Source organism: Bartonella sp. MM73XJBT.G, assembly GCF_028618435.1.
Classification (GTDB): domain Bacteria; phylum Pseudomonadota; class Alphaproteobacteria; order Rhizobiales; family Rhizobiaceae; genus Bartonella.
In genome coordinates, this window is the sequence record NZ_JAQISW010000001.1 from 224,397 (window position 1) to 245,415 (window position 21,019).

Consider the following 21,019-nt stretch of genomic DNA (forward strand, 5'->3'; position numbering starts at 1 on the left):
TTTAAAGTCAATTCCTGTTAATCTTTATAGGATAAAATAAGAGATAGAGTATTTGGGGAAGTTTATTATTTTATGCCAACATTAACCAGACTTTTGATGATTCTTTTCATTTTGCTTGCTATTCTTTTTAGTATAATGATCATTCTTGTCATTTTTGTTGACCCTGTAACTGTGGATATGTCTGTTGATGTCCCTTTGGATTCACTGGCTCTTTCTTTGAGAATGAATTAATGAAAAGTAACATTGTGATAGAGCGTTTTCTTGAAATGATGAGTGCTGAGCGAAGCGCTTCTGCTCATACGCTTGCGGCTTATCAGCGTGATTTACAATGGGCGCAAGAGGAATTGTCTTCGCATTCGGTTTCGCTCCTTTCAGCACAAAAAGAGGATCTTATTGCTCTTTTGTCGCTCATGCATACATTTGGTTTTACTGCAACGTCACAAGCACGCCGTTTATCAACATTGCGTCAATTCTATCAGTTTCTTTATGCAGAGGGATTAAGAGTAGATGATCCTTCCAATGATATTGATGCCCCTCGCCAAGGGCGTCCTTTGCCCAAAATTATCAGTGAAGATGCGGTGACAAAATTTCTTGATTTGGCGCAGGTGGAGGTTAATCAAGCAGAGTATGGATCTAAGGATTATCTGCGCGCATTGCGTCTTCAGCTATTGAGCGAAATGCTTTATGCAACAGGATTACGCATTAGTGAGTTGGTGAGTCTGCCTGTGCAGGCTGTTCGAGGGAAAGCATACAGTATCTTGGTTCGCGGTAAGGGAAAAAAAGAACGAATGGTGCTGTTATCAAAAAAAGCCTATCAAGTTCTTTTGCAGTGGTTGAATTTACGTGATCAGGGAGAAGATGCGAAAAGTCTTTATCTTTTTCCAGCCCATTCAAAAACAGGCTATATTGCACGTCAAGTTGTTGCGCGAGAATTGAAGAATCTTGCTAAAAGGGCTGGAATAAAAAGTGAAAGCTTTTCTCCCCATGTGTTACGTCATGCTTTTGCTAGCCATCTTTTGCAAAATGGTGCTGATTTGCGGGCCGTTCAACATTTGTTAGGTCATTCTGATATTTCTACCACTCAGATTTATACCCATGTGTTAGAAGAAGGACTTTATCGTCTCGTTAATGAGCATCATCCACTTGCCGATGTGCAAAAGGCTCGTTAAAGAAAAGGTGATGTTTTAGAAAAGACTTTATAAAGAAAATTATAAGTGTATAAGTGACACTGAATGAGTTGGTACAGAATGCATAATTATCTTGATTTTGAAAAACCAGTTGCTGATCTTGATGGAAAAATTCTTGAATTAAAAAAAATTTCTCAGGAAAAAGGCAGTCTTGATATGAGTGACGAGATTGCACGTCTTGAAACACGTTCCAAAACGGCATTGCGCGATCTCTATAAAAAATTGTCGCCGTGGCAAAAAACACAAGTTGCTCGTCATCCTGACCGTCCGCATTTTATGGACTATTCTAAACGCTTATTGAGTGATGTTACACCTTTGGCAGGAGATCGAAAGTTTGCTGAAGATGAGGCTGTTCAAGCTGGGTTTGCACGCTTTAAGGGGGAAGCAGTAGCTTACATTGGTCAAGAGAAAGGTCACGATACGCAAACACGTTTGCGCTATAATTTTGGTTCTGCACGTCCAGAAGGATATCGTAAAGCTGTTCGTATTATGGAAATGGCTGACCGATTTGGTTTGCCACTCCTTACTTTTGTCGATACGGCGGGTGCTTATCCTGGGGTAAGCGCTGAAGAACGTGGGCAAGCAGAAGCAATTGCTCAATCAACAGCCGCAACTTTGCGCCTAAAGGTTCCTGTTGTATCCGTTGTTATCGGAGAAGGTGGTTCTGGGGGGGCAATAGCAATTGCGGCTGCCAATAAAGTTTATATGTTGGAACATGCGATTTACTCGGTTATTTCTCCAGAAGGAGCAGCTTCTATTTTATGGCGTGATCCAGCGCGTGCAAAAGATGCTGCAATGAATATGCGTATTACCGCTCAAGATTTACTTCGCTTAAAGATTATTGATGGCATTATTTCAGAGCCTTTAGGAGGAGCACATCGTGATAAAGAGATTGCCATTGATGCAACGGGTGAAATTATTTCAGAGGCTTTAAAAGCTATGGCTGGAAAAGATGGTGAAGTTCTTAAACAAGAGCGAAGGGAAAAGTATCTTCAAATTGGTCGGTCATTAACATAAGTTGTTTTTTATGAGGGGTGTTGGATTGGAGTTTTTTCGATGACATTTAACAGATTCCTTGCTGTGTGTGTGTTGTTTGTAATGGGAATATTGACAGCCTGTGAAGGGAGATTACCAGCTTCTATTCGCGCTAAAGTTGAGCAGCCTCTTCCGCAAGAAATCCAGAATAGAATGGCTTTGTATGATATTGATCCTTATGCACCAATTGTAATGCGCTTTTTCAAAGAAGAAAATCTTGCTGAAGTTTGGAAGCAATCTCGTTCCGGTCCTTTTATCTTGGTTGCACGCTATGGTATTTGTAAGTGGTCTGGTAAGCTTGGACCTAAATATAAAGAAGGGGATCTTCAGACACCAGAAGGTTTTTATACGATTACAGCAAAGCAAATGAATCCTTATTCAAAATATTATCTTTCTTTTAATATAGGGTTTCCTAACCTTTATGATCAGGAAAATGGTCGGACAGGGAGCAATCTTATGGTGCATGGTTCTTGCTTTTCTGCCGGTTGTTATTCTATGAGTGATAAGAATATGGCTCAAATTTATGCTTTTGCGCGGGATGCTTTTAAAGGAGGACAAAGAGCATTCCAATTGCAGGCTTTTCCTTTCCGCATGACCAAGGATAACATGTTACGTCATAGCAATGATCCTCATTACCCATTTTGGGTTATGCTTAAGAAAGGTTATGATTTTTTTGAAGAAAATCGTCAACCTCCAGTCGTTGAAGTGTATGAAAAACGTTACATTTTTAATCGCGATATTGATAAAAATTCAGTTTCTTTAATGAAGTGAGTATTATTTTATTCGTCTATATTGTGAAACATCATTGCTTATGATGATGGCCGTATAGGATATGCAAAAACTTTATATATGGAATGTTTAAGGGGGCGTCCATACTTTAAAGTGCTGAGTTTTTTATAGAGTTTTATGTCAGTAAATCAAATAAAGTGTGGGAGGACTAAGAGCAATTGGCTCAGAGAAGGTGGGTTGTTTGCAGACCTATATGGGGGCAATTTGGTTTTTTTTAGTGGAGAGTAGGTTAATATAAAACGCACCTCTCTTTTTATTTTCAATAAGATAATATTTTATGGTTTTATTATTTCATGCTGTAAAATATTATCTTATCCTGCTTGGGTTATAAGATATATACATACATCTAAAAAGACGATATTTCTGTTTGATATTAGTTTTTTGCTTAAACTTAAGAGGATTTTGTTTCAATTAGCTAGGGAAATATAGAGTTTAGCGGAATATTTAAAACTAAAAATGTGTCCAATGGGATTGTGAAATGAATCACATGAAGTTATTTGCAGATGAAGTTTATGTTGAGAAAAAACAACCTAATTACAGATTAGTAAATATTAAAAAAATTTATCATAACAATTTAATTTATAATAATAATTTATAACTTTTTTCCATTTGAATAAGAGCTTGAATATCATGAGGTCTTTTATCTGAAAATCTGTTTATCTTTAATCAATAAAAATGCCTCTAATGAAATCCTCTCACGTGCTAAGAGCTACTAAAAATTGGGGGATGGAAAAATCTATGGTGGAGCTTTTTTGTTTTTTTAAAGCGTAAAGAAGTTATGGCTCAATGGATTTAATGTTATGTCATTAAAGGGAAGCATTAAAACTTTATTCCTGGAATGATGAGAGGGTTTTCTAAGAGAGCTGTTTTGTCGGCAGTATCTATTGCTGGTTTATTAAAAAAAGCATTGAGAAGTTTTTGTATCGCTTCTTTTTCAACACCATCGGCAATGATGACAAAACGTGTTTGTTTTATTCCTTTTGGCCATGCTGGCAACCTTATAGGGGGATGGAAAAATGTTTGTACGCCATGTAATACAAGTGGGCGATGAGGATCATCACGCAATGCAATAATTGCTTTAATACGGAGTAACTTTGCACCATAACGTTTTTGTAGGAGATCTAAAAAAGTTTCAATTGTGGCATAATCAACAAGATCTTCACAGTCTAGTGAAAAGGTACGAATGGTTTTATGGGGAGGGTGATCATGTAGAGCCGTCGTAAGATTTTGCTTAAAGTGTGTGTTTTCTCCTGTTTCATTCCATAATGTGTGATTTATTAATATATTTGAGCAGAAATCTTCAGAGTGGACATCAATGATTTGTGCTGTAGGATTCATTCTTTTGAGTGTGTTAAGGAGCTTATTTGAAAGGGTTTGTGGGGCTGTGAGATCTGTTTTGGTGAGAATGATTTTGTCAGCAAGGATTAATTGTTTATATATTTCAGGATAGCGCTCGCATATGGAAAGAGTGCTTAATGTATCAAATGTTGCAAGAACAGCATTTATGGACAGTGTTTGAATAAACAGTGGGTGGCTTAAAAGTATTTGTAAAATAGGGGCGGGATCAGCCATTCCTGTTGTTTCAATGATAATATGATTGAGTTGTTTGATTTGTCCTGTCTGGATGCGATTGATTAAATCAATTAATGTATAAATGAGATCACTGCGTAAATTGCAGCATAAGCAACCATTTGCAAGCTCAATAATTCCTTCTGTCGCCTTTTCAACTAGAAGGTGGTCAATACTAATTTCGCCGAATTCATTGATGATAACAGCACATTCCGTTAAGAGAGGGTCTTGTAGCATACGGTTGAGCAAAGTTGTTTTACCAGAGCCTAAAAAACCAGTAATAAGCGTGAGAGGAATGCGCTTCATTTTCATTTTAATCATCAACTGCAGTTCTATTTTAAGGAAACATACCTTATGACGTCAATCCCCATTTATAATGGGGCTCGTGAAAGATATGTGATGGACAATTGCCTATGAAATCTATTTTATCACCACTTTTAAGTTTATAAAGGTGAGAGCGGGTGTAATCATACCACTTTTTAGTGCTTGTATTTATGATCATTCTTGGCACTTGAAAGCCCTTATAGGAAGAGTTTTAATTCCTTAAATTCCTTACTTTAATTATTTTATCTATATATGCTTATCCACTTTGTGACGTGAAAGAGATAGATTTTAATCGATTTAACAGCGATGGATTTGAAATGAGAGAATTTTACGATATTTGTGGTTTTGAGAAAATGGGGCAAAATAATTAATCATAAATTATGAATTATGGCTTACGGCTTTTTTTATAGGATAGTTTGTGCGTTTTTTATGCGGACTATGGGGTTTTTTTAGTGGTTTTACTGTTATTTTAGGTGCTTGTGGCGTATGAATGAGGTGTACTACTAAAGGATGAGAAAAAGAAGGTGGAGCAGTGATAAAAGGTGAGGTGAGAATAATATTTCCTTGATCATCATATGAATTGGCATGCATTTTTATGGCTTCAGGCGTACATGTTTGTTGTCTCATATTGTTGGCTTGTGTTATGTTGTTCCCATAAGGTTTTAATGTTGCTAGTGTTAATTGGGCGCTTCCTTGATGCAAAAAACCTATTTCAAGAAGTTGCGCCGCTTTTTCTTCCCTTTCACTTATGTTGTTTGCCCCTAGAATGACAGCAATAATTGTACGTTTATTGCGGGTGGCTGATGCAACAAGATTAAAACCAGAGGCGCAAATAAAGCCTGTTTTCATACCGTCTATTCCATAAAAGCGGCCAATGAGGTTGTTTGAGTTATGCTGGATTTTTCGGTTATTACCAAAATCAATGGCTGGAATAGAAAAATAATGAGCATACTGTGGAAATTCCCGACGTATTTGGACAGCTAAAAGAGCAATATCACGTGCCGTGGAGTAGTTTTGAGGGTCTGGTAACCCACTTGCATTTGCAAAATGGGTGCCAAACATGCCTAAACGTTTAGCTTCGCTATTCATTTTGCGCACAAAAGCTTTCTGTGAACCAGCAACGGCTTCACTCATGGCAATAGCCAAATCATTGGTCGATTTAACCATGGTGATGCTTAAGGCTGTATCAAGTGTGAGAACAGAACCAGCTTTATAGCCTGAACGGTATGCTGGTGCTTTTGCGGCATATTCGCTGATGGTAATAGGTTTGTTGGGTGAAATTTCTCCTCGACTCATGGCACGAAAAATAACATAAGCGGTCATTAATTTTGTTAAGGAAGCAGGATACCAACGCTCAAAAGCTTGATGATGTTTTAAGATATTTCCCGTTGTAACATCAACAGAAATAAAAGGCTGAGACAGAGCAAAAGTGCTTGTCAAGATCAAAATAAGAGACAAAAAAAGATTAATAAAGAGTCGTTGCATTAAGTTTAAATCCAATATCTTCTTATCAGTGATTTAGAACTGTTTTAATTTAGCACAAAAAGCTTTTAAGTCTATGATAGAAGAGGGGAAATGGTTAATGCCGTATGCGTTTTTTGCTGAGATAAAAAGACGATCATTCTTTAATTTTCCCCTTTGTGTTCAACTTCGTGGCTTGCAAAAGCCCCTCATGCAATATCTTTTCAATCATGGATATTGCGCTATGCCTTATTCGTTGATCATGTTCTTCATTGAAAAAGAGCATGCTATTGTTTAGCTACGCATTTCTTTTAAAGAGATTTTTTTATTTTATCTCCCACCCCATATCTTTGCACAGCTTGTAATATATCATCTATAGTCCATTAGGTATTACAATTTTTGTGCTTATATTTATGCTTATAGATGTATAGACAACCACCGTATTCTACTGATTAACTTCTAATATTGCAACTGCTCTTCTCTTGATACGGTTTATAATCAGTATATTAAACAATATTTTGTGTTTCACACATTACTCTCTTTTTCTGGAATAAGCTGCAAGCAAATTTTTAGTGTTTCCTTATAGGTTAAGTAAGATGGAAAAATGCTCCTGTATTTGTTACTTTGAGTTTCATCTAAAAAGAGATTATTATTTTATCAGTCAATATTTTTATCGTGATATTTTAGTGCTTGGATCTTTTTAATAGCACAAGCGGGTAACGGTGGAGGATTAGAATCTTGGGCTGCTAAGAGAAGCAGTTCATCACACGCTTCTTCAGTTTTTTGGATCAGTTGATTTAGAAAGTCACGTTTGCTTAAACCAGCTTCTATTGGAGGAAGAATACGAACACGAATTGTTCCAGGATAGCGGCGGAAATTATTGCGGGGCCAATATAGGCCGGCATTATGCGCAATCGGAACCACTTGAAGTTCTAATTCATTATAGAGTGCGACAATTCCTGATTTATAATCTGGTTCCTGACCGGGTTGTCGGCGTGTTCCTTCGGGAAAAATGAGGATTTGACGCCCTTGTTTTACTTTCTCTTTTGCTTTTTGTATAACTGTTTTTAAGGCTTTGATGGGCGTTGTGCGGTTAATGGGGATAATTTGTGTTTTGGCCATATACCAGCCGAACAATGGAATCCACATCAATTCACGTTTTAAAATGAGAGTGGGATCATCAAAATAGGGAACAAGGCTGAAAGTTTCCCATGCAGATTGATGCTTTGGAGCAATGATATAGGCCCCTTTGGGGAGATTTTCTAATCCTTCAATTTCATAATGTGTACCCGCGATGTATTTTTGCAAAAAGAGTGTAACGCGCGCCCATATTTTAGGAACAATCCATGCCTTTTTTCGGGGCATGAGAAAATAAACGGGAGCGTAAAGAATCATTTGTATGAAAGTTGTGGTATAAAAAGCGAATGTAAAAAGAATAGAACGAAGGATAAGCACTATATTTTCCATTTTATATCTATAAGAAGACTTTGTATATAATATAATTTACAGAAGAAAACATCTTCTTTATGTTTTTTTTCGAGCATCTATTTTTTCGGTAGTTCATTTTCTGATATTTAAAAACAGAAGGAAAGAGGTTGATGGAATTACAAAAAGGTGAACTTTTTATTCCACGGATTTTATCTATTGCGGGAACAGATCCTTCTGGTGGCGCTGGAATGCAGGCGGATTTGAAGGTTTTTTCAGCCATGAAAACTTATGGTATGAGTGTGGTTACAGCTGTTGTTGCACAAAATACTCAGGGTGTGCGTTCTTTTCAGGCATTAGATGCTTCTTTTGTTGCAGATCAAATTGATTCTGTTTTTGAAGATATCCACGTTGATGCCGTTAAAGTTGGTATGGTTGCAAATGCCCAAATTGCACAGGTTATTGCAGAACGTCTTGCTTATCATAAAGCGCGTTTCATTGTTTTTGATCCGGTTATGGTTGCAAAAAGTGGTGATGTTCTTTTAAAGTCTGACGCCATTGAAATTATGCGTGATATTCTTGTGCCGATGTCAACTTTGATCACGCCAAATTTGCCTGAAGCTGCACTGTTATTGGGATGTGACGTGCAATGGTCTTTAGAGGCTATGTATCAATATGCTCCACGACTCTTAGCGCTAGGGTGTCATGCGGTTTTGTTAAAAGGTGGACATTTGAATAGGCTTACCAGAAATAGGATAGAAAATTATGATTATTCTAGTCCAGATCTTTATTGTGATTGTGAAAATCTTGTTATGCTTGAAGCTTCTCGTTTTTCAACCACACATGATCACGGGACAGGGTGTACCATTTCTGCTGCCATTGCAGCTTTATTGCCTACACAGCCTTTAGACTGCGCTGTGAAACAAGCAAAGAACTATTTACATGGCGCTTTAACGGCCTCAAATGCTTTAAAAGTAGGGAAAGGACGAGGTCCACTTCACCATTTTTATGCATTGTGGAAAGATTGATACAACAGTTTATTGTGAAAATTTTCACTCTGTAGATTTATTTCGTCATTATATCCTGTTTGCGATTTATGACTGATAAATGTTAGCGTATTGTAACTTAACAGTTGTTTTGTATTTAGAAAAATGAGAGAGAAAAGTTATATTTATTGCTTTTATACATATATACATATTTTTACGATTAATATATCGTGTATAAAAGGCAACTTTAAGTGAAAAAAGAGAGTGTGAGACTCTTATAAGTCAAAATTTGATGGTAAAAAGGGTAGAGGGTAAGGCTTTTTACAAGGCGAGAGCTCGTTTATCCCATCATATTTGCTATTGATCGATTGGTTGGTTATATTTGATTTCTGCTGAAAGTAATAAATTTTCTTAAGTGATGCGTAAAAAAGAGTCTTCCGTTAAATGACCATGTGTTTATTGGAACAAACTTTAAATTCACCAAAGTTTATAAAACCTAATTTTTTATAAATGCTTAATAGCAATTTTTGTCATGAATGTTCCAATACCTCTTTTTTGAAAATCTGGATTGGTGACAATATCATACACACCATCCATGCCATCCGCTTTTATACAAAAACATATGGCTACAGGATTGTTATTTATATACCCAACGAACATCTCTACATTGGGATCTTTTTTATAAAAATGACCTATGGTTTCATAAAATCTTACCGCCTCTTCATCAAAAGGCTCGAAGACGGATGCCATAACATTTCCGTAATCTCTGAAATCTTGAAGTAATTCAACTTCCTTGATTTTGAAGTTATCCGGCATAGAAGTAACATGTGAGTTTATATCTTGCGCTAAAGCCGCCATTCCTACTTCTGTTTCAACATGCTCTAAGCCCACAGACAAGAGAACTTCATTGATGTTATAGTGAGACGAATGAGGTCCAACCCACCAAGCTAAAGGTTGTTTTTGTGCATTAAAGGAATCGATTATAGATTTTTCTTGGTCTACAGGTATAGTTTCTTGTAAATTTTTAGCAGAGATAATGTTGAATGTGTCTGAAGCACATGTTGAATTAACAGAAGATACGCCATTTGAAAAATCAATAACCTGCATTTGAGGACACAATTTTGGTAAAAAACGCACCTTTGAACAAAATTATTCTCTAATGATAAGTCAACTTTTGACTTGTCTAACATTTGTTTTCCTTATCATTTCTTATTGATCTGTTAATACTGGGGCTGTAAAAAGTCCGTTGGCTTAAAGGCAATCCAAAATTCTTTTGCATAAGCTTCTATAACCAAGTCCGCAAAAGATCTGCCGCCAATACTAAAACTAAAAAATTATCTTCAGGATGGTAAGAGGCAATACAAAATATTGTTGGGAAAATACTTTTGGGAAAAATAATCCTAGCAAAGTTACAAGTTATCGTTGCCAAATAGCGTCATAAACCAGTGGGAATTGTCTCAAGCTTATTTTACACGAAGGATCTAGCAAATTACAATGATTTCTTAGAGAAATGCCGCTTAAATCACTTTCATATAAGTAATGACCATTTTTTCTGTGTAGTTTGACAGTAGGTTTTGTACTAAGTGGGAAAAGGTGGGATTAGATAGGAATACGTGATAATTTATTGTTTTTATGTATAAAATTTAGTATTAAATGTGTGTTTTGTCAAAATAGATTTTGACACCTAAAATTGCGAAAATTACCGAAAATCAGAAAAAAGTGCGTTTTCATGGTAAAAATGAGAGAAGGCTTTGAAAGGTCTTTGAAAACCCTGTGAAAAATTTTGAAAAGTCTGTGAAAGCCCAGAAAACCGCCTTTGAAGACCCTTTGAAAAAAATCAATCCAAAAGTTCAATTGACTCCAAAATCAGCCAAAAATGACCAAAAAAGCAAAAAAGATATGCGCCATATGGCGCGTTTCTATTTTTTGTAAAAATAATTATTTAAAAACAATGTGTTATTTAAGTTTCTTAATGTAAAGAGAAACGCGCCTGTATTTTTCATTTTAGAGAGGCATTAAGCCGTATTTTGTGTAGTTTCTAGATGTGCTCTTTCAGCTTCTATTTGACGCTTTAAATGCAATTTTAGGAGAGGCAAAGTAAGCTCTATTTCTTCCGTGTCGTTAATGTCTTGAACAAGCTCTTGCAGTTTTTTATAAAGTTCCGCCGCGAGTTCCGCTATATCTTCAGGGGGGAGTTTTATTTTAGCATCGCGATAGGTTGTATAAGCTATGCGACCAAGCTTTTTCATGAGACCAGCAGGAATGGTGGGTGCTTTAAAACCTGCTGCTTTCGCTTTTGACATGTCACTAAACATTTCGCCTTCACCAGTGACAAGCCAGTCTAAGGATATTCCACAGCGATCTTTATATATTCGCATTATAGATGCAGGGGGTTCTTGCAAACCCGTTTCATAATTGCGCATAGTCGTTTCGGGGATTTCAAAATGTTTAGCAAATTGTTTGCGCTCTGTAAAACCAAGGGTGTGCCGTATTTCACGCAATCGTTTTGCCAGTTCTGTTGTAGGTTCTTTTTCAGGGCGTGCCAAAAAAATCACTCCAAATCCATTTTCGGTATTTACAAAAGCCGAATTTGGCATTATACATCTAATTACCGCCCGATATAGAGGGCAGATATTTTACAATTAACCCCACAAAAAACGGATGGTTTGAGCATCCGTTTGAAGCAGGAGCGAAAGTTTATGACAACCACACAAACATGCATTCAAGTATGGGATCGCCATAGTATTTTAGCTGAGCTACGCCGCCGTAATATGACCTTGGCGGAGCTCGCGAAAGCTTATCAACTCTCGTCATCCAGTGTTCAACACATTTGGACACGGTCTAACGAGAAAGCTGAACGTGCTATTGCCGATTTTATCGGTTTGCCCGTCGAGCAGGTTTTTAGTGACCGCTACCCCAAAAGTCGCCGTCGCATTTTTAAAGCAGCAAAACATGCCAATACAGATTCGCGTGCGCATTCTGCTTTGCGCGGTAATGCTGCTTAAACCTCGTTACACGGCTTTGCGTTTTTGCGCATTTGCCATGTATTTAGATACCATAAGATAAAAAGGTTTATCAATGTCTAAAGATCAATACGAAATAGGCAAGAAAAATTGCACAGAGTTGCATCATGGAACAGCCGATTGGATGGGTTGGTTTTGGCGATTAGGGGGTCAAGTTTTCTTTATCGGGGGTGGTTATGGTTGCGGCTTATAATTTATGGACTCTCGATGCCAAAAAAGAAATTTTTAATCCTTATTCAGAAGCTGAACGGTTGCACATTATGGTGACTTGTTCTTTTAAGGCGGTGAGTGGTGGATTTAGGCATTTGCCAATCCGATATATTATTGACCCCCCGCATGGCTTATTTGATGCGGCATTAGCACGACAGATTGTTATTCATATTTTGCATTATCAGTTTGAAGTTCCGCGGCGGCGTCTTGTCGCTATGCAAGAGCGTGAACGCACTGCTGTTGCTCGCTCTTTGCGTACAATTAATCTGCGTTTGGAAGAGCCTGTCTTTGCTAGAGCCTATCAAAGGTGGGCGGGGCGTGCGATGGATTTATTTTTTAAAGAAATGGCAAAGGCGGGGGCGTGATGGCACAGTTTCAGAAGCTTGCTCTTGATGTGATTGTGGTGCCGGAGCGTATACGCCCTGTAGATGATGAGCATGCCAAGGCACTTGCACAATCGATGGCGCGGGAGGGATTGATGAATCCGATTACGGTGCGCCATACCCCCAATGCTAAGGAAAGCAATTACACGCTTATTGCTGGTGCGCATCGGCTGCGTGCTGCGGAGCTTTTGGACTATAGTGACATTGATGCCGTTGTGGTGCAGGCTGATAAGGATAATGCTGCGCTTTTAGAAGTAGCGGAAAACCTCTTTCGCAATGAATTGTCAGTGATTGACCGTGCGCTTTTTGTCCAGATTTACCGCGAATTGTGGGAAAAGAAGTATGGGGAGATTCAACGTGGTGGAGATGGTAGTAATCAATATAAGGTTAAAAAAGAGCAATTCGGTCAAGTTGACCGAATTGCTCAAACAAACGAAGGTGCCTCTTCAAATGACAATGAAACCGCAGGTGCAGGGGACAAAGTGGCAAAGGTGCAAGTTGCACCTTTGCCAAATGATGGTGACTTAAATGGCAAAGTGCAAGGTTTGCACTTTGCCAAACATGTGGTGGACCGCATTGGTTTGTCTGAAGAGTCAGTGAGACGACTCAACCGCATTGCTCAGCATTTACAGCCGGAGTTGCGGTCTGTTTTGCGGGGGACGGCATTGGCGGATAACCAAGCGCAGTTGTTGAAGTTGGCAAAGATGGAGCCGGTTGCGCAACGGCGGGTGGCGATTGCTTTGCAACAGGTTGAAGGGGATTTACGGCGGGCTGTTGATTTGGTCAATGGGATTAATATACCCCCGAAAGTTAATGAGCAAGAGCGGGTTTTTGCTCAATTGTTGAGTGTGTGGCAGAGAGCGGATGCACAGACACGGGCGTGGTTTTATGATTATTTGAACAAACAATCGGGGGAGGGGCAGGCATGAAGAGGCATGGTTTCCAACAGCTTGATTTTTTTCAACGTCCGGTTTTTCCTTGCCGTGAACCCGTTGCGCAGATTGATTTAGAGCGGTTTCGTTCTCGCATTAAGCGGGCGATGGCACGAGCTTTGCGTGAATGTCTGGTTGAGCGCAGTGTGATTGCAGAGCGTATGGCGCATTATTTAGGCATTGGTTGTTTAAGTAAGGCGAGTTTGGATGCTTATGTAGCGGAAAGTAAGCAGGTGGATATTTCCCTGCCACGCTTTAAAGCTTTTGTGCGGGCGACGGGCGCCTTTTGGCTTTGGGATGAGGTGGTGAGTGAAGATGGATTGTTGCTGTTGCAAGGGGATGAAGCGCGTTTGGCAGAAATTGCAAGATTGCAGCAGGAACAGCGTGAGATTGCGGCGCGGTTGAAAGCGATGCGTGCGGTTCCGGTTCGTATTAGACGGGGGCAGCCATGAAAGAGTGGTTTAGTATTGCTGAGTTGGCTGAAGCGGCTTTGCCGGGATTGCCAAAAACAAAGATCGGTCTCAACAATCTTGCGCTTAAGAAATGGCGTTTGAATACACAATTGTTTCGCCAAACATTAGGCAAAACCAAGCCGGTTTGGGAGTATCACATCTCTTTATTGCCGGAAGGGGCGCGGGCAGCATTGTTGTTGCGGGCGGGTGGTGTTGATGTTTTGCAAAAGACAGAACAGAGCATGCAAAAGGAAAGTGTTTGGGTGCGTTATGAGGGGCTTTCAGGCAAGACATCTCTTAAGGCACCCAAACCCATTTCGCGACGGCGCCCGTGAATGGTATAGCGATAAATCCATTGAGCACCACCATCTTTACGCTTATGGAGTAACAAGCCGGCACCATCATTATATTTGCCAGCCCCCAATGTTGCGACAGATCTTGCATTAAGACAGTTCATAAGGACCATTTTTACTCCTTTCTTATACAAATTTGATCCACACACTCATCCCGCTTGTGATGTGCAAATGAGTGCTTTTGATTGATTCAAGATAAAGAGATTTGAAATGAGAGAATCTTACGTTATTCGGTGTTCTAATTCAATATGAATAACGCTAAATTATCATTATAAATCAATATCTTGTACAGACCATGCGGGAAATGAAACTGATACATTCGAGGCAGAGTTTGATGATAGCGGCAATGATTTAGAGATTCCCTCCAGTAACAGCGCGCTCCATGTTACCTTTGGTTATCAGGACAGCATCAGTGCTTTTATGGGGTGTTTTGTTGTGGAATCGGTGATCAGTTGTGGGGGCAGTGATGGAGAAATCTTGCGTCTTTGTGGCAAAAGCGCCTCGATGCGTAAAGAACTCAAAGAACAGGGAAGCGAACATTTTGACCACAAAACCATTGCTGAGATTGTTGAGACCCTTGCCAAACGTCATGGTTATCAAGCAAAGGTCAGTCCACAATTTACCAAACAAACCTTGCCTTATGTGGTACGCACCGATCAATCGGCGATTGATTTTTTAACCCGCCTTGCTGATCGGATGCAGGCGCGTTTTTTAATCAAAGACAATAAGTTTTTATTTTTAAGCGGGGACAATCTCCCCCTCCAGACCATTCATCAACAGGAATGTTCCCATTGGGAATTTAGTCTCGAGCCACGCACGCAATATGGCACTATTGAAGCTGCTTATTTTGATCGCTCAAAAGGGCAGCAATGCCAAGTCAAGCATCAGACAGGTTTTAGTGGTCCCGTGCGTTGTCTGCGTGGTTGTTACACTTGTAAAGAAGAAGCACAAGCTGCTGCTGCATCAGAATCAGACCGACTTTGCCGTGCTGTGGGCAGTGGTTCTTTAAGCCTTGAGGGGCGCCCTGAAATCATGGCGGGTCAACCGCTGCTGCTTCAAGGGTTTCGAGGCGAAATCAATGGACCATGGAAAGCCGCTACCGTTACCCATCGCTATGAAAAGCAAAGTGGTTACACCACAGAAATCACACTCGAAGCACCAGACAAGGGAAAAGAAGCAGGGGAAAAATAAACCTTCGAGAAACATAAAATCAAAGGGTCAACTTGACCCTTTGATCGGTGATGATGAACATTTAGAGCAATTGGTGCAACTTGCACCAATTGCTAAAAGGAGCAATAGTGCAAACATTGCACAATTGCATGATGAAGAAAAATTGGGTCAAGTTGATCCTATTTTTGAAATATTCAGATCACAATGAAATTTTATGTGAAGGAAATGGAAGATCAAAAGTGCAACCTGCTCCTTTGATCGGTTGTAATGCTTTCTGAGATCAACGTGCAATGTTTGCACTTTGGGTGGGAGAGCAATGGGGACAACTTGTCCCTATTCCTTAAAGAATAGGATCAAGTTGATCCAATTGCATGAGTTCAGCAATAGGGTAATGTTTACCCAATTCCTCAAACAAGTAATGGTACAAAAATTGCGCAATTGCATATCGAAGTGTAATTCGGTCAAGTTGACCGAATTCCTCAAAGCTTCTTTTGTTTTAATAATGCCTCAGAAAACTGAAAAGCTGTCACTCACTTTATGTTAAAAGAAGAGATACCTTTTTATGCATGCTGCTTCTCAAATAATGCGATTGTAATACGATTCTGGCAAAAGAACTGATCATTAAAAATCATAATTTTTAGGAGAAGAGAAAGAAATTCATTAAAGAGGCTCTAAATGATCTTTGAAAGGTCTTTGAAGACCCTTTGAAAACACCTTAAAAACCCTTTAAAAGAAAATAAATTGGTACAAAACCTGGTGTCAAAATATACAAAACCCGCTGACAAGCTACAACGAATAAATCAAAATTCAATAATCAAAACTTAATGGAGCGGGCGATGGGATTCGAACCCACGACCCCAACCTTGGCAAGGTTGTGCTCTACCCCTGAGCTACACCCGCTCACTGATTCGATACATACTTTGCTTGTATGGCTTAGGCTTCTATGAATTGCAACAAAAAAATATCATCTCAGTTTGATTTATTTTGTCTATGTAATAAAATAAAGATTGATTTTAGAAGATTTTTTAGTAATAAATTACCCCCTTTTTAATTTTTGCATGGAGAGGGGTGGAATATAATGTTGAAGAGAATAAGTATATTAGGGATTGTCGTTGCAGCTGTTTTTATGATGAACAGTGCTGTAAAAGCGGATGACCAAGTTAAACACGTTAAAGTTGCTTTAACACAAATTATGATCCATCCTGCGGCGGATGCTGTTCGTAAAGGTGTGGAAGATGTTCTTGCAGAAAATGGTTATAAGCAAGGTGAAAATTTTCAACTGACCTTTTTATCAGCACAGGGAAACATTTCAACAGCAACACAAATTGCACGTAAATTTGTTGGTGATAAACCCGATGTTATTGTAGCGATTACCACGCCTTCAGCACAAACAATGCTTGCAGCAACAAAAACAATACCTATCGTCTTTGCGGCGATTTCTGATCCTATCGGAGCTAAAATCGTTTCTTCGCTGACTAAGCCTGGCGGCAATATGACGGGGAGTTCTGATCGTATCGATGTTGCTGAAAGTGTTAAACTTTTGCAGGAAGTAAAACCAGATTTGAAAAAAATTGGTTATCTTTATAATGCTTCTGAAGCAAATTCTGTTTCAACCCTTAAGACGTTAAAGGATGTCGCAAAAAAAACTGGAATTGAAATCATTCCTTCATCGGCACCAAAGCCTTCAGATGTTCAAGCTGCAACACGTGCTTTAATCGGGAAGGTTGATGTTATTTTTGTTCCTGCTGATAATACGATTCTGTCTGTTTTAGAGGGAGCCATAAAGGTCACCCAGGAAGCCAATATGCCTGTATTTACTGTTGATGCGAATACGATAGGACGTGGTCCTTTTATGACGCAAGGTGTGAATTTCTATGATGTTGGGGTTGATGCTGGGAAGTTGGTTGTGCGTATTCTAAAGGGTGAAAAGCCTGGTGATATTGATGTTGTGCAGGCAGCTAATAATGACATTCGAATTGATTTGAAAGCAGCAGAAAAGGCGGGGATTGTTATTCCGCAGGCCGTTATTGACCGTGCAACAAAAGTGATTCAATAACTTTTGTTGATAGGGTGTTAATACAATAAAAACTGTTTAGTTTTCTTGGGGATTGCTTTACATGAATATATTTGCCTTTTCTGGCGCTGTGGAATTAGGTCTTATTTATGCGTTTGTGGCTATAGGAGTTTATCTCTCATTTCGTGTTTTGGATTTTCCGGATTTGACAGTTGATGGCTCGTTTCTTCTTGGATCCTGTGTCTGTGGCGTCTTGATTCTTTTAGGTTTTAATGCATGGACAGCTATGGCATGTGCTTTTTGTGCGGGTATGGTAGCAGGTTTGCTAACAGCTCTGTTGAATTTGCGTTTTGGCATTTTGAATCTTTTGGCTTCTATTTTGACAATGTCAGCACTTTATACAGTGAATCTCCGTATTATGGGGATTATGGGAGGCTCTAATATTAATTTGGCGCTTTCTGATACGGCTTTAACACCCTTTTATAATTTGTTTGGGTTACCTGATATCTTTGTGCGTCCTCTTTTCGTTGGTGCTGTATTGCTGGTGGTGGCATTCTTGATCTGGCGCTTTTTGGAAAGTGAAATAGGTCTTGCTATGCGTGCAATGGGAGCTAATCCACAGATGGCGACGGCGCAAGGGGTTCATACTTCAGCATTGATTTATTTTGGTATGGGGCTCTCTAATGCTTGTGTTGCGCTTGGTGGTTCTCTTTATATTCAAACTGCAATTGCAACAGATATTACCGGTGGAATTGGTACAATTGTTTTTGGGTTGGCTGCTGTGATTATTGGGGAAACGCTCTTTCGTACGCGCAATATTTTTTGGATTATAATCAGCTGTATTGTGGGGTCAGTTCTTTATCGTGTGGCCGTGCAATTTGCATTTGAGGCTAATGGAATTGGTATTGATACGTCGACAGATCTTCAGTTGATTACGTCACTGTTGGTTGTGTTAACTCTTATTGTACCACGCTATTGGAGGAGGCGTAAACGTGATTGAGCTTTTTCATGTTGGGGTCACATTTAAACCGCAAACGCCTTTGGAAAAACAGGCTTTAATTGATATTAACCTCAAAATTGATCAGGGTAGCTTTGTTACGGTTATTGGTTCAAATGGTGCAGGTAAATCAACGTTGCTCAGTGTTTTGGCGGGAGCAACACTTCCCTCGACAGGAAAAGTGGTTATCAATGGACAAAATGTTTCTAGGCAATCAGTTAGCGAACGCGCTGGGAAGGTTGCCTGTGTTTTTCAAGATTCTTTAAAGGGAAGTTGTGGTTCTTTAACAATTGAAGAAAATTTAGCTCTTGCCGCTCTTCGCGGAAATCGTCGTGGTTTGCGTTCAGCTTTAAACCATGAAAAAAGACAATTTTTTCGAGAGAAAATTGCTCAATTAGGCATTGGTCTTGAAGCATATATTCAAAATCCTATGGACAGTTTATCCGGTGGACAACGCCAAGCTGTTTGTCTTGTGATGGCAACATTAGCTCATGCAGATGTTTTATTACTTGATGAACATACCTCAGCACTTGATCCTGGAATGGCTGATTTTGTGATGCGGTTGACTGAAAAAATCGTTGAAGAGAAAAAATTAACGACTATTATGGTAACCCATTCTATGCGTCAAGCTCTTGATTATGGCGATCGTACTCTGATGTTGCATGGTGGAAAAGTGATTTTGGATGTCTGTCATGAAGAACGTAAGGGATTGAATGTTAATGATTTAATTCATATGTTTCAGAAAGTTCGCGGGGACGTTCTTGATAATGATGAACTGTTAATGGATTAATAATGTGGCTCAGAAAAAAGCACATGAGGTTGATCAATTTCTAACGCGTTTCTCACGTTCTTTTCCTATTGTTCTCATTTATGGGCTAGATCGTGGTCTTATTTGTGAACGTGCCAAACGTTTTGCTAGGCTTACAAAGGTCGCAATAGAAGATCCATTTTCGACAATCCGTTTGGATGCTGCTGAAATTGATAAAGATCCCGCACGTTTGGAAAATGAAGCGCGTACTTTCTCGCTTTTTGGGGGAGACCGTTTGATATGGATCTCTAATGCTGCTAACCAAAAAGGTTTTCTTGCCGCCTTGAAACTTTTAATTGAAAAACCACCAGAGCAGAGTTTTATTCTTATTGAGGCAGGCGATTTAAAAAAAGGAACAGGATTGCGCAATACTATTGAAACGGCAGAAAATGCAATGGCTTTGCCCTGTTTTGCTGATGATATGCGTTCTCTTGACGGTTTGATTGATGAGGTTTTAGGACAGTTTAAGAAGACTCTTTCTTTAGATGCACGTAGATGGTTGCATGAAAGTTTAGGGGTAGATCGTCTTGTATCACGAGGTGAATTAGAAAAGCTTTGTCTTTATGCTTCAAATGTTCATATTACCCTTGAAGATGTGAAAGCTGTTGTAAGCGATGTAAGTGCTCTTTCTCAAGATGAAGTCATTGATGCCCTTTTGTTGGGCGATATATCAGGCTTTGAAGCACATTTTAATCGATATGCAGCATTGCAGGGAGCGCTTTTTTTTATTTTAAGTACAGCACAGAGGCATTTTCAGCAATTACAGCTCTTGCGTTATCAGGTAGAGGTTGAAGAAAAATCGCCTTTTACGGTGATTGCTCAAGCGCGTCCTCCCATTTTTTTTCAACGGAAAAAAATTGTTGAACAAGCTTTAAAATATTGGAAATTAGAACAGATTTCTTACGCAATGGAAAAAATTCAGAGGGCTGTTTTAGAAAGCCGTAAAAATCCGCTTTTGGGTGAAGCCATTATTCGTCAAGCTTTGTTAGGACTCACAATTATTGCACGACGCCAAATGGCAGCTTAACATATTTAAAAATATGATAATTTTTTATTTTGCGTATAGCACAAGGGCATTTTCAGCAATTACAGCTCTTGTGTTATTAGGTAGAGGTTGAAGGAAAATCGCTTTTTACGGTGATTTATCAAATGCGTTCTCATATTTATTGTTCATAGAACCTTTAGTGAAGTGAATCATACGGGTGGTGAGTGGTATAAGAGGGCAGATAAATCTTGCATATTCGGTATTTTTTATGAGAATATGGGGTGGATATTAGAGGGTTTGAAGATGTCGCGTTCTTCATACAAAAAAATATGACAGAATGTATTTATCTTACGAATTTATGCGCTTTCTTAAAAACATTTTTCAATGCGTGTCATATCTACTTCACAACGGTGCTCATAAATAGGATAATGGTAAAGCTTCTCGTAAATGCCATTAGTAGGCACTATCGTCTTTACGTTTAATAAAAGTGTACCGGAACTCATTGCGTACTTTGCTAACTTCTACTGTTGCGTTAGTTCTTGAAATTAGAGAGTGTGAGGCTTTTTATTTCTTCTTTTAAGTATTTTTATACATATACTATCCATCTTGTGAGGTGCAAAAGACGTGATTTTGATTAAACTTAACATAAGAAGGCTTAAAATGAAATAATTCTGCGGTATTTAAGAGGTCTCTTTCAATATATAATATAAAATAATATAATTATCTTTATAAATCAAAGTGTTGAATTTTATTAAGCAATGAAATAAGAATTTAGAAGTTTGGTTTTAAATTTTTCGTTACATATTTTTTGCATTTTCTAGATAAAATGATCTGTTGTTCGTTTGCGTAGGTGATGATGGGTAAACAGCGTTATTCTCTCGTTGTAGTTTTTTAATATTTTGAGCATAACTCTTGA

At 38.8% G+C, this 21,019-nt stretch carries 23 protein-coding genes, 1 tRNA gene and 2 pseudogenes; 19 read left to right on the plus strand and 7 right to left on the minus strand.

Annotation, left to right across the window (positions count from 1 at the left end):
• Nucleotides 1-72: 72 nt before the first annotated feature.
• The 4 genes from PVV59_RS00860 to PVV59_RS00875 all read left to right on the plus strand — a co-directional run bounded on the left by PVV59_RS00860 (nt 73) and on the right by PVV59_RS00875 (nt 2,993).
• Entirely contained in the window at nt 73-231 is a 159-nt protein-coding gene (locus tag PVV59_RS00860) for a hypothetical protein (protein ID WP_273753992.1), read from the plus strand.
• Complete coding sequence (locus tag PVV59_RS00865) at nt 231-1,169, plus strand: site-specific tyrosine recombinase XerD (RefSeq protein WP_273753993.1); 939 nt, start codon at nt 231-233, stop codon at nt 1,167-1,169. Before PVV59_RS00860 ends, PVV59_RS00865 begins: the two co-directional genes overlap by 1 nt.
• A 78-nt stretch (nt 1,170-1,247) precedes the next feature.
• Nucleotides 1,248-2,204: an acetyl-CoA carboxylase carboxyltransferase subunit alpha gene (locus tag PVV59_RS00870; RefSeq protein ID WP_144752305.1), complete on the plus strand. Its 957-nt coding sequence runs from the start codon at nt 1,248-1,250 to the stop codon at nt 2,202-2,204.
• Nucleotides 2,205-2,243: 39 nt separating this feature from the next.
• Complete coding sequence (locus tag PVV59_RS00875; RefSeq protein WP_273753994.1) at nt 2,244-2,993, plus strand: murein L,D-transpeptidase family protein; 750 nt, start codon at nt 2,244-2,246, stop codon at nt 2,991-2,993.
• Between the two features lie 837 nt (nt 2,994-3,830).
• Here PVV59_RS00875 and PVV59_RS00880 read toward each other — a convergent pair.
• Together PVV59_RS00880 and PVV59_RS00885 are read right to left on the minus strand one after the other, a co-directional pair.
• Nucleotides 3,831-4,892 (minus strand): GTP-binding protein, encoded by a 1,062-nt coding sequence (locus tag PVV59_RS00880; RefSeq protein ID WP_273754077.1) that lies wholly within the window; start codon nt 4,890-4,892, stop codon nt 3,831-3,833.
• 390 nt (nt 4,893-5,282) lie between these two features.
• Nucleotides 5,283-6,389 (minus strand): D-alanyl-D-alanine carboxypeptidase family protein, encoded by a 1,107-nt coding sequence (locus PVV59_RS00885; protein ID WP_273753995.1) that lies wholly within the window; start codon nt 6,387-6,389, stop codon nt 5,283-5,285.
• A gap of 97 nt (nt 6,390-6,486) precedes the next feature.
• On the opposite strand from PVV59_RS00885, the gene PVV59_RS00890 reads away from it, so the two are divergent.
• The gene (locus tag PVV59_RS00890) at nt 6,487-6,663 is read left to right on the plus strand and encodes a hypothetical protein (protein WP_273753996.1); all 177 of its coding nucleotides are present in this window, start codon (nt 6,487-6,489) and stop codon (nt 6,661-6,663) included.
• Nucleotides 6,664-7,022: 359 nt separating this feature from the next.
• On the opposite strand, the gene PVV59_RS00895 is transcribed toward PVV59_RS00890, so the two are convergent.
• Nucleotides 7,023-7,832 carry a 1-acyl-sn-glycerol-3-phosphate acyltransferase gene (locus PVV59_RS00895; RefSeq protein ID WP_273753997.1) on the minus strand — a complete coding sequence of 270 codons (810 nt, stop codon included), beginning with the start codon at nt 7,830-7,832 and terminating at the stop codon, nt 7,023-7,025.
• A 131-nt stretch (nt 7,833-7,963) separates the two neighbouring features.
• On the opposite strand from PVV59_RS00895, the gene thiD reads away from it, so the two are divergent.
• Complete coding sequence (thiD, locus tag PVV59_RS00900) at nt 7,964-8,818, plus strand: bifunctional hydroxymethylpyrimidine kinase/phosphomethylpyrimidine kinase (RefSeq protein WP_273753998.1); 855 nt, start codon at nt 7,964-7,966, stop codon at nt 8,816-8,818.
• A 462-nt stretch (nt 8,819-9,280) separates the two neighbouring features.
• Here the strand turns inward: thiD and PVV59_RS00905 are convergent, their stop codons facing one another.
• The gene (locus PVV59_RS00905) at nt 9,281-9,883 is read right to left on the minus strand and encodes a GNAT family N-acetyltransferase (protein ID WP_273753999.1); all 603 of its coding nucleotides are present in this window, start codon (nt 9,881-9,883) and stop codon (nt 9,281-9,283) included.
• Nucleotides 9,884-10,549: 666 nt separating this feature from the next.
• Between PVV59_RS00905 and PVV59_RS00910 the strand changes: the two genes are divergently transcribed.
• Entirely contained in the window at nt 10,550-10,708 is a 159-nt protein-coding gene (locus tag PVV59_RS00910) for a hypothetical protein (protein ID WP_273754000.1), read from the plus strand.
• Between the two features lie 83 nt (nt 10,709-10,791).
• On the opposite strand, the gene PVV59_RS00915 is transcribed toward PVV59_RS00910, so the two are convergent.
• Nucleotides 10,792-11,322 carry a helix-turn-helix domain-containing protein gene (locus tag PVV59_RS00915; RefSeq protein ID WP_273754078.1) on the minus strand — a complete coding sequence of 177 codons (531 nt, stop codon included), beginning with the start codon at nt 11,320-11,322 and terminating at the stop codon, nt 10,792-10,794.
• A gap of 153 nt (nt 11,323-11,475) precedes the next feature.
• Here PVV59_RS00915 and PVV59_RS00920 point away from each other — a divergent pair, with 153 nt between their 5' ends.
• The 6 genes and pseudogenes from PVV59_RS00920 to PVV59_RS00945 all read left to right on the plus strand — a co-directional run.
• Nucleotides 11,476-11,781 (plus strand): helix-turn-helix transcriptional regulator, encoded by a 306-nt coding sequence (locus PVV59_RS00920; protein ID WP_005864619.1) that lies wholly within the window; start codon nt 11,476-11,478, stop codon nt 11,779-11,781.
• Nucleotides 11,782-11,854: 73 nt separating this feature from the next.
• Entirely contained in the window at nt 11,855-11,992 is a 138-nt protein-coding gene (locus PVV59_RS00925) for a hypothetical protein (protein ID WP_273754001.1), read from the plus strand.
• Complete coding sequence (locus PVV59_RS00930; protein WP_273754003.1) at nt 11,976-12,374, plus strand: hypothetical protein; 399 nt, start codon at nt 11,976-11,978, stop codon at nt 12,372-12,374. Before PVV59_RS00925 ends, PVV59_RS00930 begins: the two co-directional genes overlap by 17 nt.
• The gene (locus tag PVV59_RS00935) at nt 12,374-13,321 is read left to right on the plus strand and encodes a ParB/RepB/Spo0J family partition protein (RefSeq protein ID WP_273754004.1); all 948 of its coding nucleotides are present in this window, start codon (nt 12,374-12,376) and stop codon (nt 13,319-13,321) included. Before PVV59_RS00930 ends, PVV59_RS00935 begins: the two co-directional genes overlap by 1 nt.
• Nucleotides 13,318-13,776: a hypothetical protein gene (locus PVV59_RS00940; RefSeq protein ID WP_273754006.1), complete on the plus strand. Its 459-nt coding sequence runs from the start codon at nt 13,318-13,320 to the stop codon at nt 13,774-13,776. Before PVV59_RS00935 ends, PVV59_RS00940 begins: the two co-directional genes overlap by 4 nt.
• A pseudogene (locus PVV59_RS00945) lies at nt 13,773-14,060 on the plus strand (DNA-binding protein); the annotation flags it as partial. The gene PVV59_RS00940 and the pseudogene PVV59_RS00945, both read left to right, overlap by 4 nt.
• Before the next feature lie 5 nt (nt 14,061-14,065).
• Here PVV59_RS00945 and PVV59_RS00950 read toward each other — a convergent pair.
• A pseudogene (locus PVV59_RS00950) lies at nt 14,066-14,242 on the minus strand (Arm DNA-binding domain-containing protein); the annotation flags it as partial.
• 139 nt (nt 14,243-14,381) lie between these two features.
• On the opposite strand from PVV59_RS00950, the gene PVV59_RS00955 reads away from it, so the two are divergent.
• Complete coding sequence (locus PVV59_RS00955) at nt 14,382-15,320, plus strand: contractile injection system protein, VgrG/Pvc8 family (protein WP_273754079.1); 939 nt, start codon at nt 14,382-14,384, stop codon at nt 15,318-15,320.
• A gap of 40 nt (nt 15,321-15,360) precedes the next feature.
• Nucleotides 15,361-15,507 carry a hypothetical protein gene (locus tag PVV59_RS00960; protein WP_273721122.1) on the plus strand — a complete coding sequence of 49 codons (147 nt, stop codon included), beginning with the start codon at nt 15,361-15,363 and terminating at the stop codon, nt 15,505-15,507.
• A gap of 617 nt (nt 15,508-16,124) precedes the next feature.
• Here PVV59_RS00960 and PVV59_RS00965 read toward each other — a convergent pair.
• Nucleotides 16,125-16,199 (minus strand) — tRNA-Gly (locus PVV59_RS00965).
• Between the two features lie 178 nt (nt 16,200-16,377).
• Here PVV59_RS00965 and PVV59_RS00970 point away from each other — a divergent pair.
• The 4 genes from PVV59_RS00970 to holA all read left to right on the plus strand — a co-directional run bounded on the left by PVV59_RS00970 (nt 16,378) and on the right by holA (nt 20,145).
• Complete coding sequence (locus PVV59_RS00970) at nt 16,378-17,355, plus strand: ABC transporter substrate-binding protein (RefSeq protein WP_273754007.1); 978 nt, start codon at nt 16,378-16,380, stop codon at nt 17,353-17,355.
• Between the two features lie 61 nt (nt 17,356-17,416).
• Complete coding sequence (locus PVV59_RS00975) at nt 17,417-18,313, plus strand: ABC transporter permease (protein ID WP_273754008.1); 897 nt, start codon at nt 17,417-17,419, stop codon at nt 18,311-18,313.
• The gene (locus tag PVV59_RS00980) at nt 18,306-19,100 is read left to right on the plus strand and encodes an ABC transporter ATP-binding protein (RefSeq protein WP_273754009.1); all 795 of its coding nucleotides are present in this window, start codon (nt 18,306-18,308) and stop codon (nt 19,098-19,100) included. The genes PVV59_RS00975 and PVV59_RS00980 overlap by 8 nt, the downstream gene beginning before the upstream one ends.
• 4 nt (nt 19,101-19,104) lie before the next feature.
• Nucleotides 19,105-20,145 carry a DNA polymerase III subunit delta gene (gene holA, locus PVV59_RS00985; RefSeq protein WP_273754011.1) on the plus strand — a complete coding sequence of 347 codons (1,041 nt, stop codon included), beginning with the start codon at nt 19,105-19,107 and terminating at the stop codon, nt 20,143-20,145.
• Nucleotides 20,146-21,019 lie beyond the last annotated feature (874 nt).

Bases quoted from the DNA above. Each gene is read 5' to 3' on its own strand.
- PVV59_RS00870 (WP_144752305.1), top strand. From the start codon at position 1,248: ATGCATAATTATCTTGATTTTGAAAAACCAGTTGCTGATCTTGATGGA.
- PVV59_RS00940 (WP_273754006.1), top strand. From the start codon at position 13,318: ATGAAGAGGCATGGTTTCCAACAGCTTGATTTTTTTCAACGTCCGGTT.
- PVV59_RS00885 (WP_273753995.1), bottom strand. From the start codon at position 6,389: ATGCAACGACTCTTTATTAATCTTTTTTTGTCTCTTATTTTGATCTTG.
- PVV59_RS00860 (WP_273753992.1), top strand. From the start codon at position 73: ATGCCAACATTAACCAGACTTTTGATGATTCTTTTCATTTTGCTTGCT.
- PVV59_RS00930 (WP_273754003.1), top strand. From the start codon at position 11,976: ATGGTTGCGGCTTATAATTTATGGACTCTCGATGCCAAAAAAGAAATT.
- thiD (WP_273753998.1), top strand. From the start codon at position 7,964: ATGGAATTACAAAAAGGTGAACTTTTTATTCCACGGATTTTATCTATT.
- PVV59_RS00895 (WP_273753997.1), bottom strand. From the start codon at position 7,832: ATGGAAAATATAGTGCTTATCCTTCGTTCTATTCTTTTTACATTCGCT.
- PVV59_RS00970 (WP_273754007.1), top strand. From the start codon at position 16,378: ATGTTGAAGAGAATAAGTATATTAGGGATTGTCGTTGCAGCTGTTTTT.
- PVV59_RS00905 (WP_273753999.1), bottom strand. From the start codon at position 9,883: ATGCAGGTTATTGATTTTTCAAATGGCGTATCTTCTGTTAATTCAACA.
- PVV59_RS00865 (WP_273753993.1), top strand. From the start codon at position 231: ATGAAAAGTAACATTGTGATAGAGCGTTTTCTTGAAATGATGAGTGCT.
- PVV59_RS00935 (WP_273754004.1), top strand. From the start codon at position 12,374: ATGGCACAGTTTCAGAAGCTTGCTCTTGATGTGATTGTGGTGCCGGAG.
- PVV59_RS00920 (WP_005864619.1), top strand. From the start codon at position 11,476: ATGACAACCACACAAACATGCATTCAAGTATGGGATCGCCATAGTATT.
- PVV59_RS00880 (WP_273754077.1), bottom strand. From the start codon at position 4,892: ATGAAAATGAAGCGCATTCCTCTCACGCTTATTACTGGTTTTTTAGGC.
- PVV59_RS00975 (WP_273754008.1), top strand. From the start codon at position 17,417: ATGAATATATTTGCCTTTTCTGGCGCTGTGGAATTAGGTCTTATTTAT.
- PVV59_RS00890 (WP_273753996.1), top strand. From the start codon at position 6,487: ATGCCGTATGCGTTTTTTGCTGAGATAAAAAGACGATCATTCTTTAAT.
- PVV59_RS00925 (WP_273754001.1), top strand. From the start codon at position 11,855: ATGTCTAAAGATCAATACGAAATAGGCAAGAAAAATTGCACAGAGTTG.
- PVV59_RS00875 (WP_273753994.1), top strand. From the start codon at position 2,244: ATGACATTTAACAGATTCCTTGCTGTGTGTGTGTTGTTTGTAATGGGA.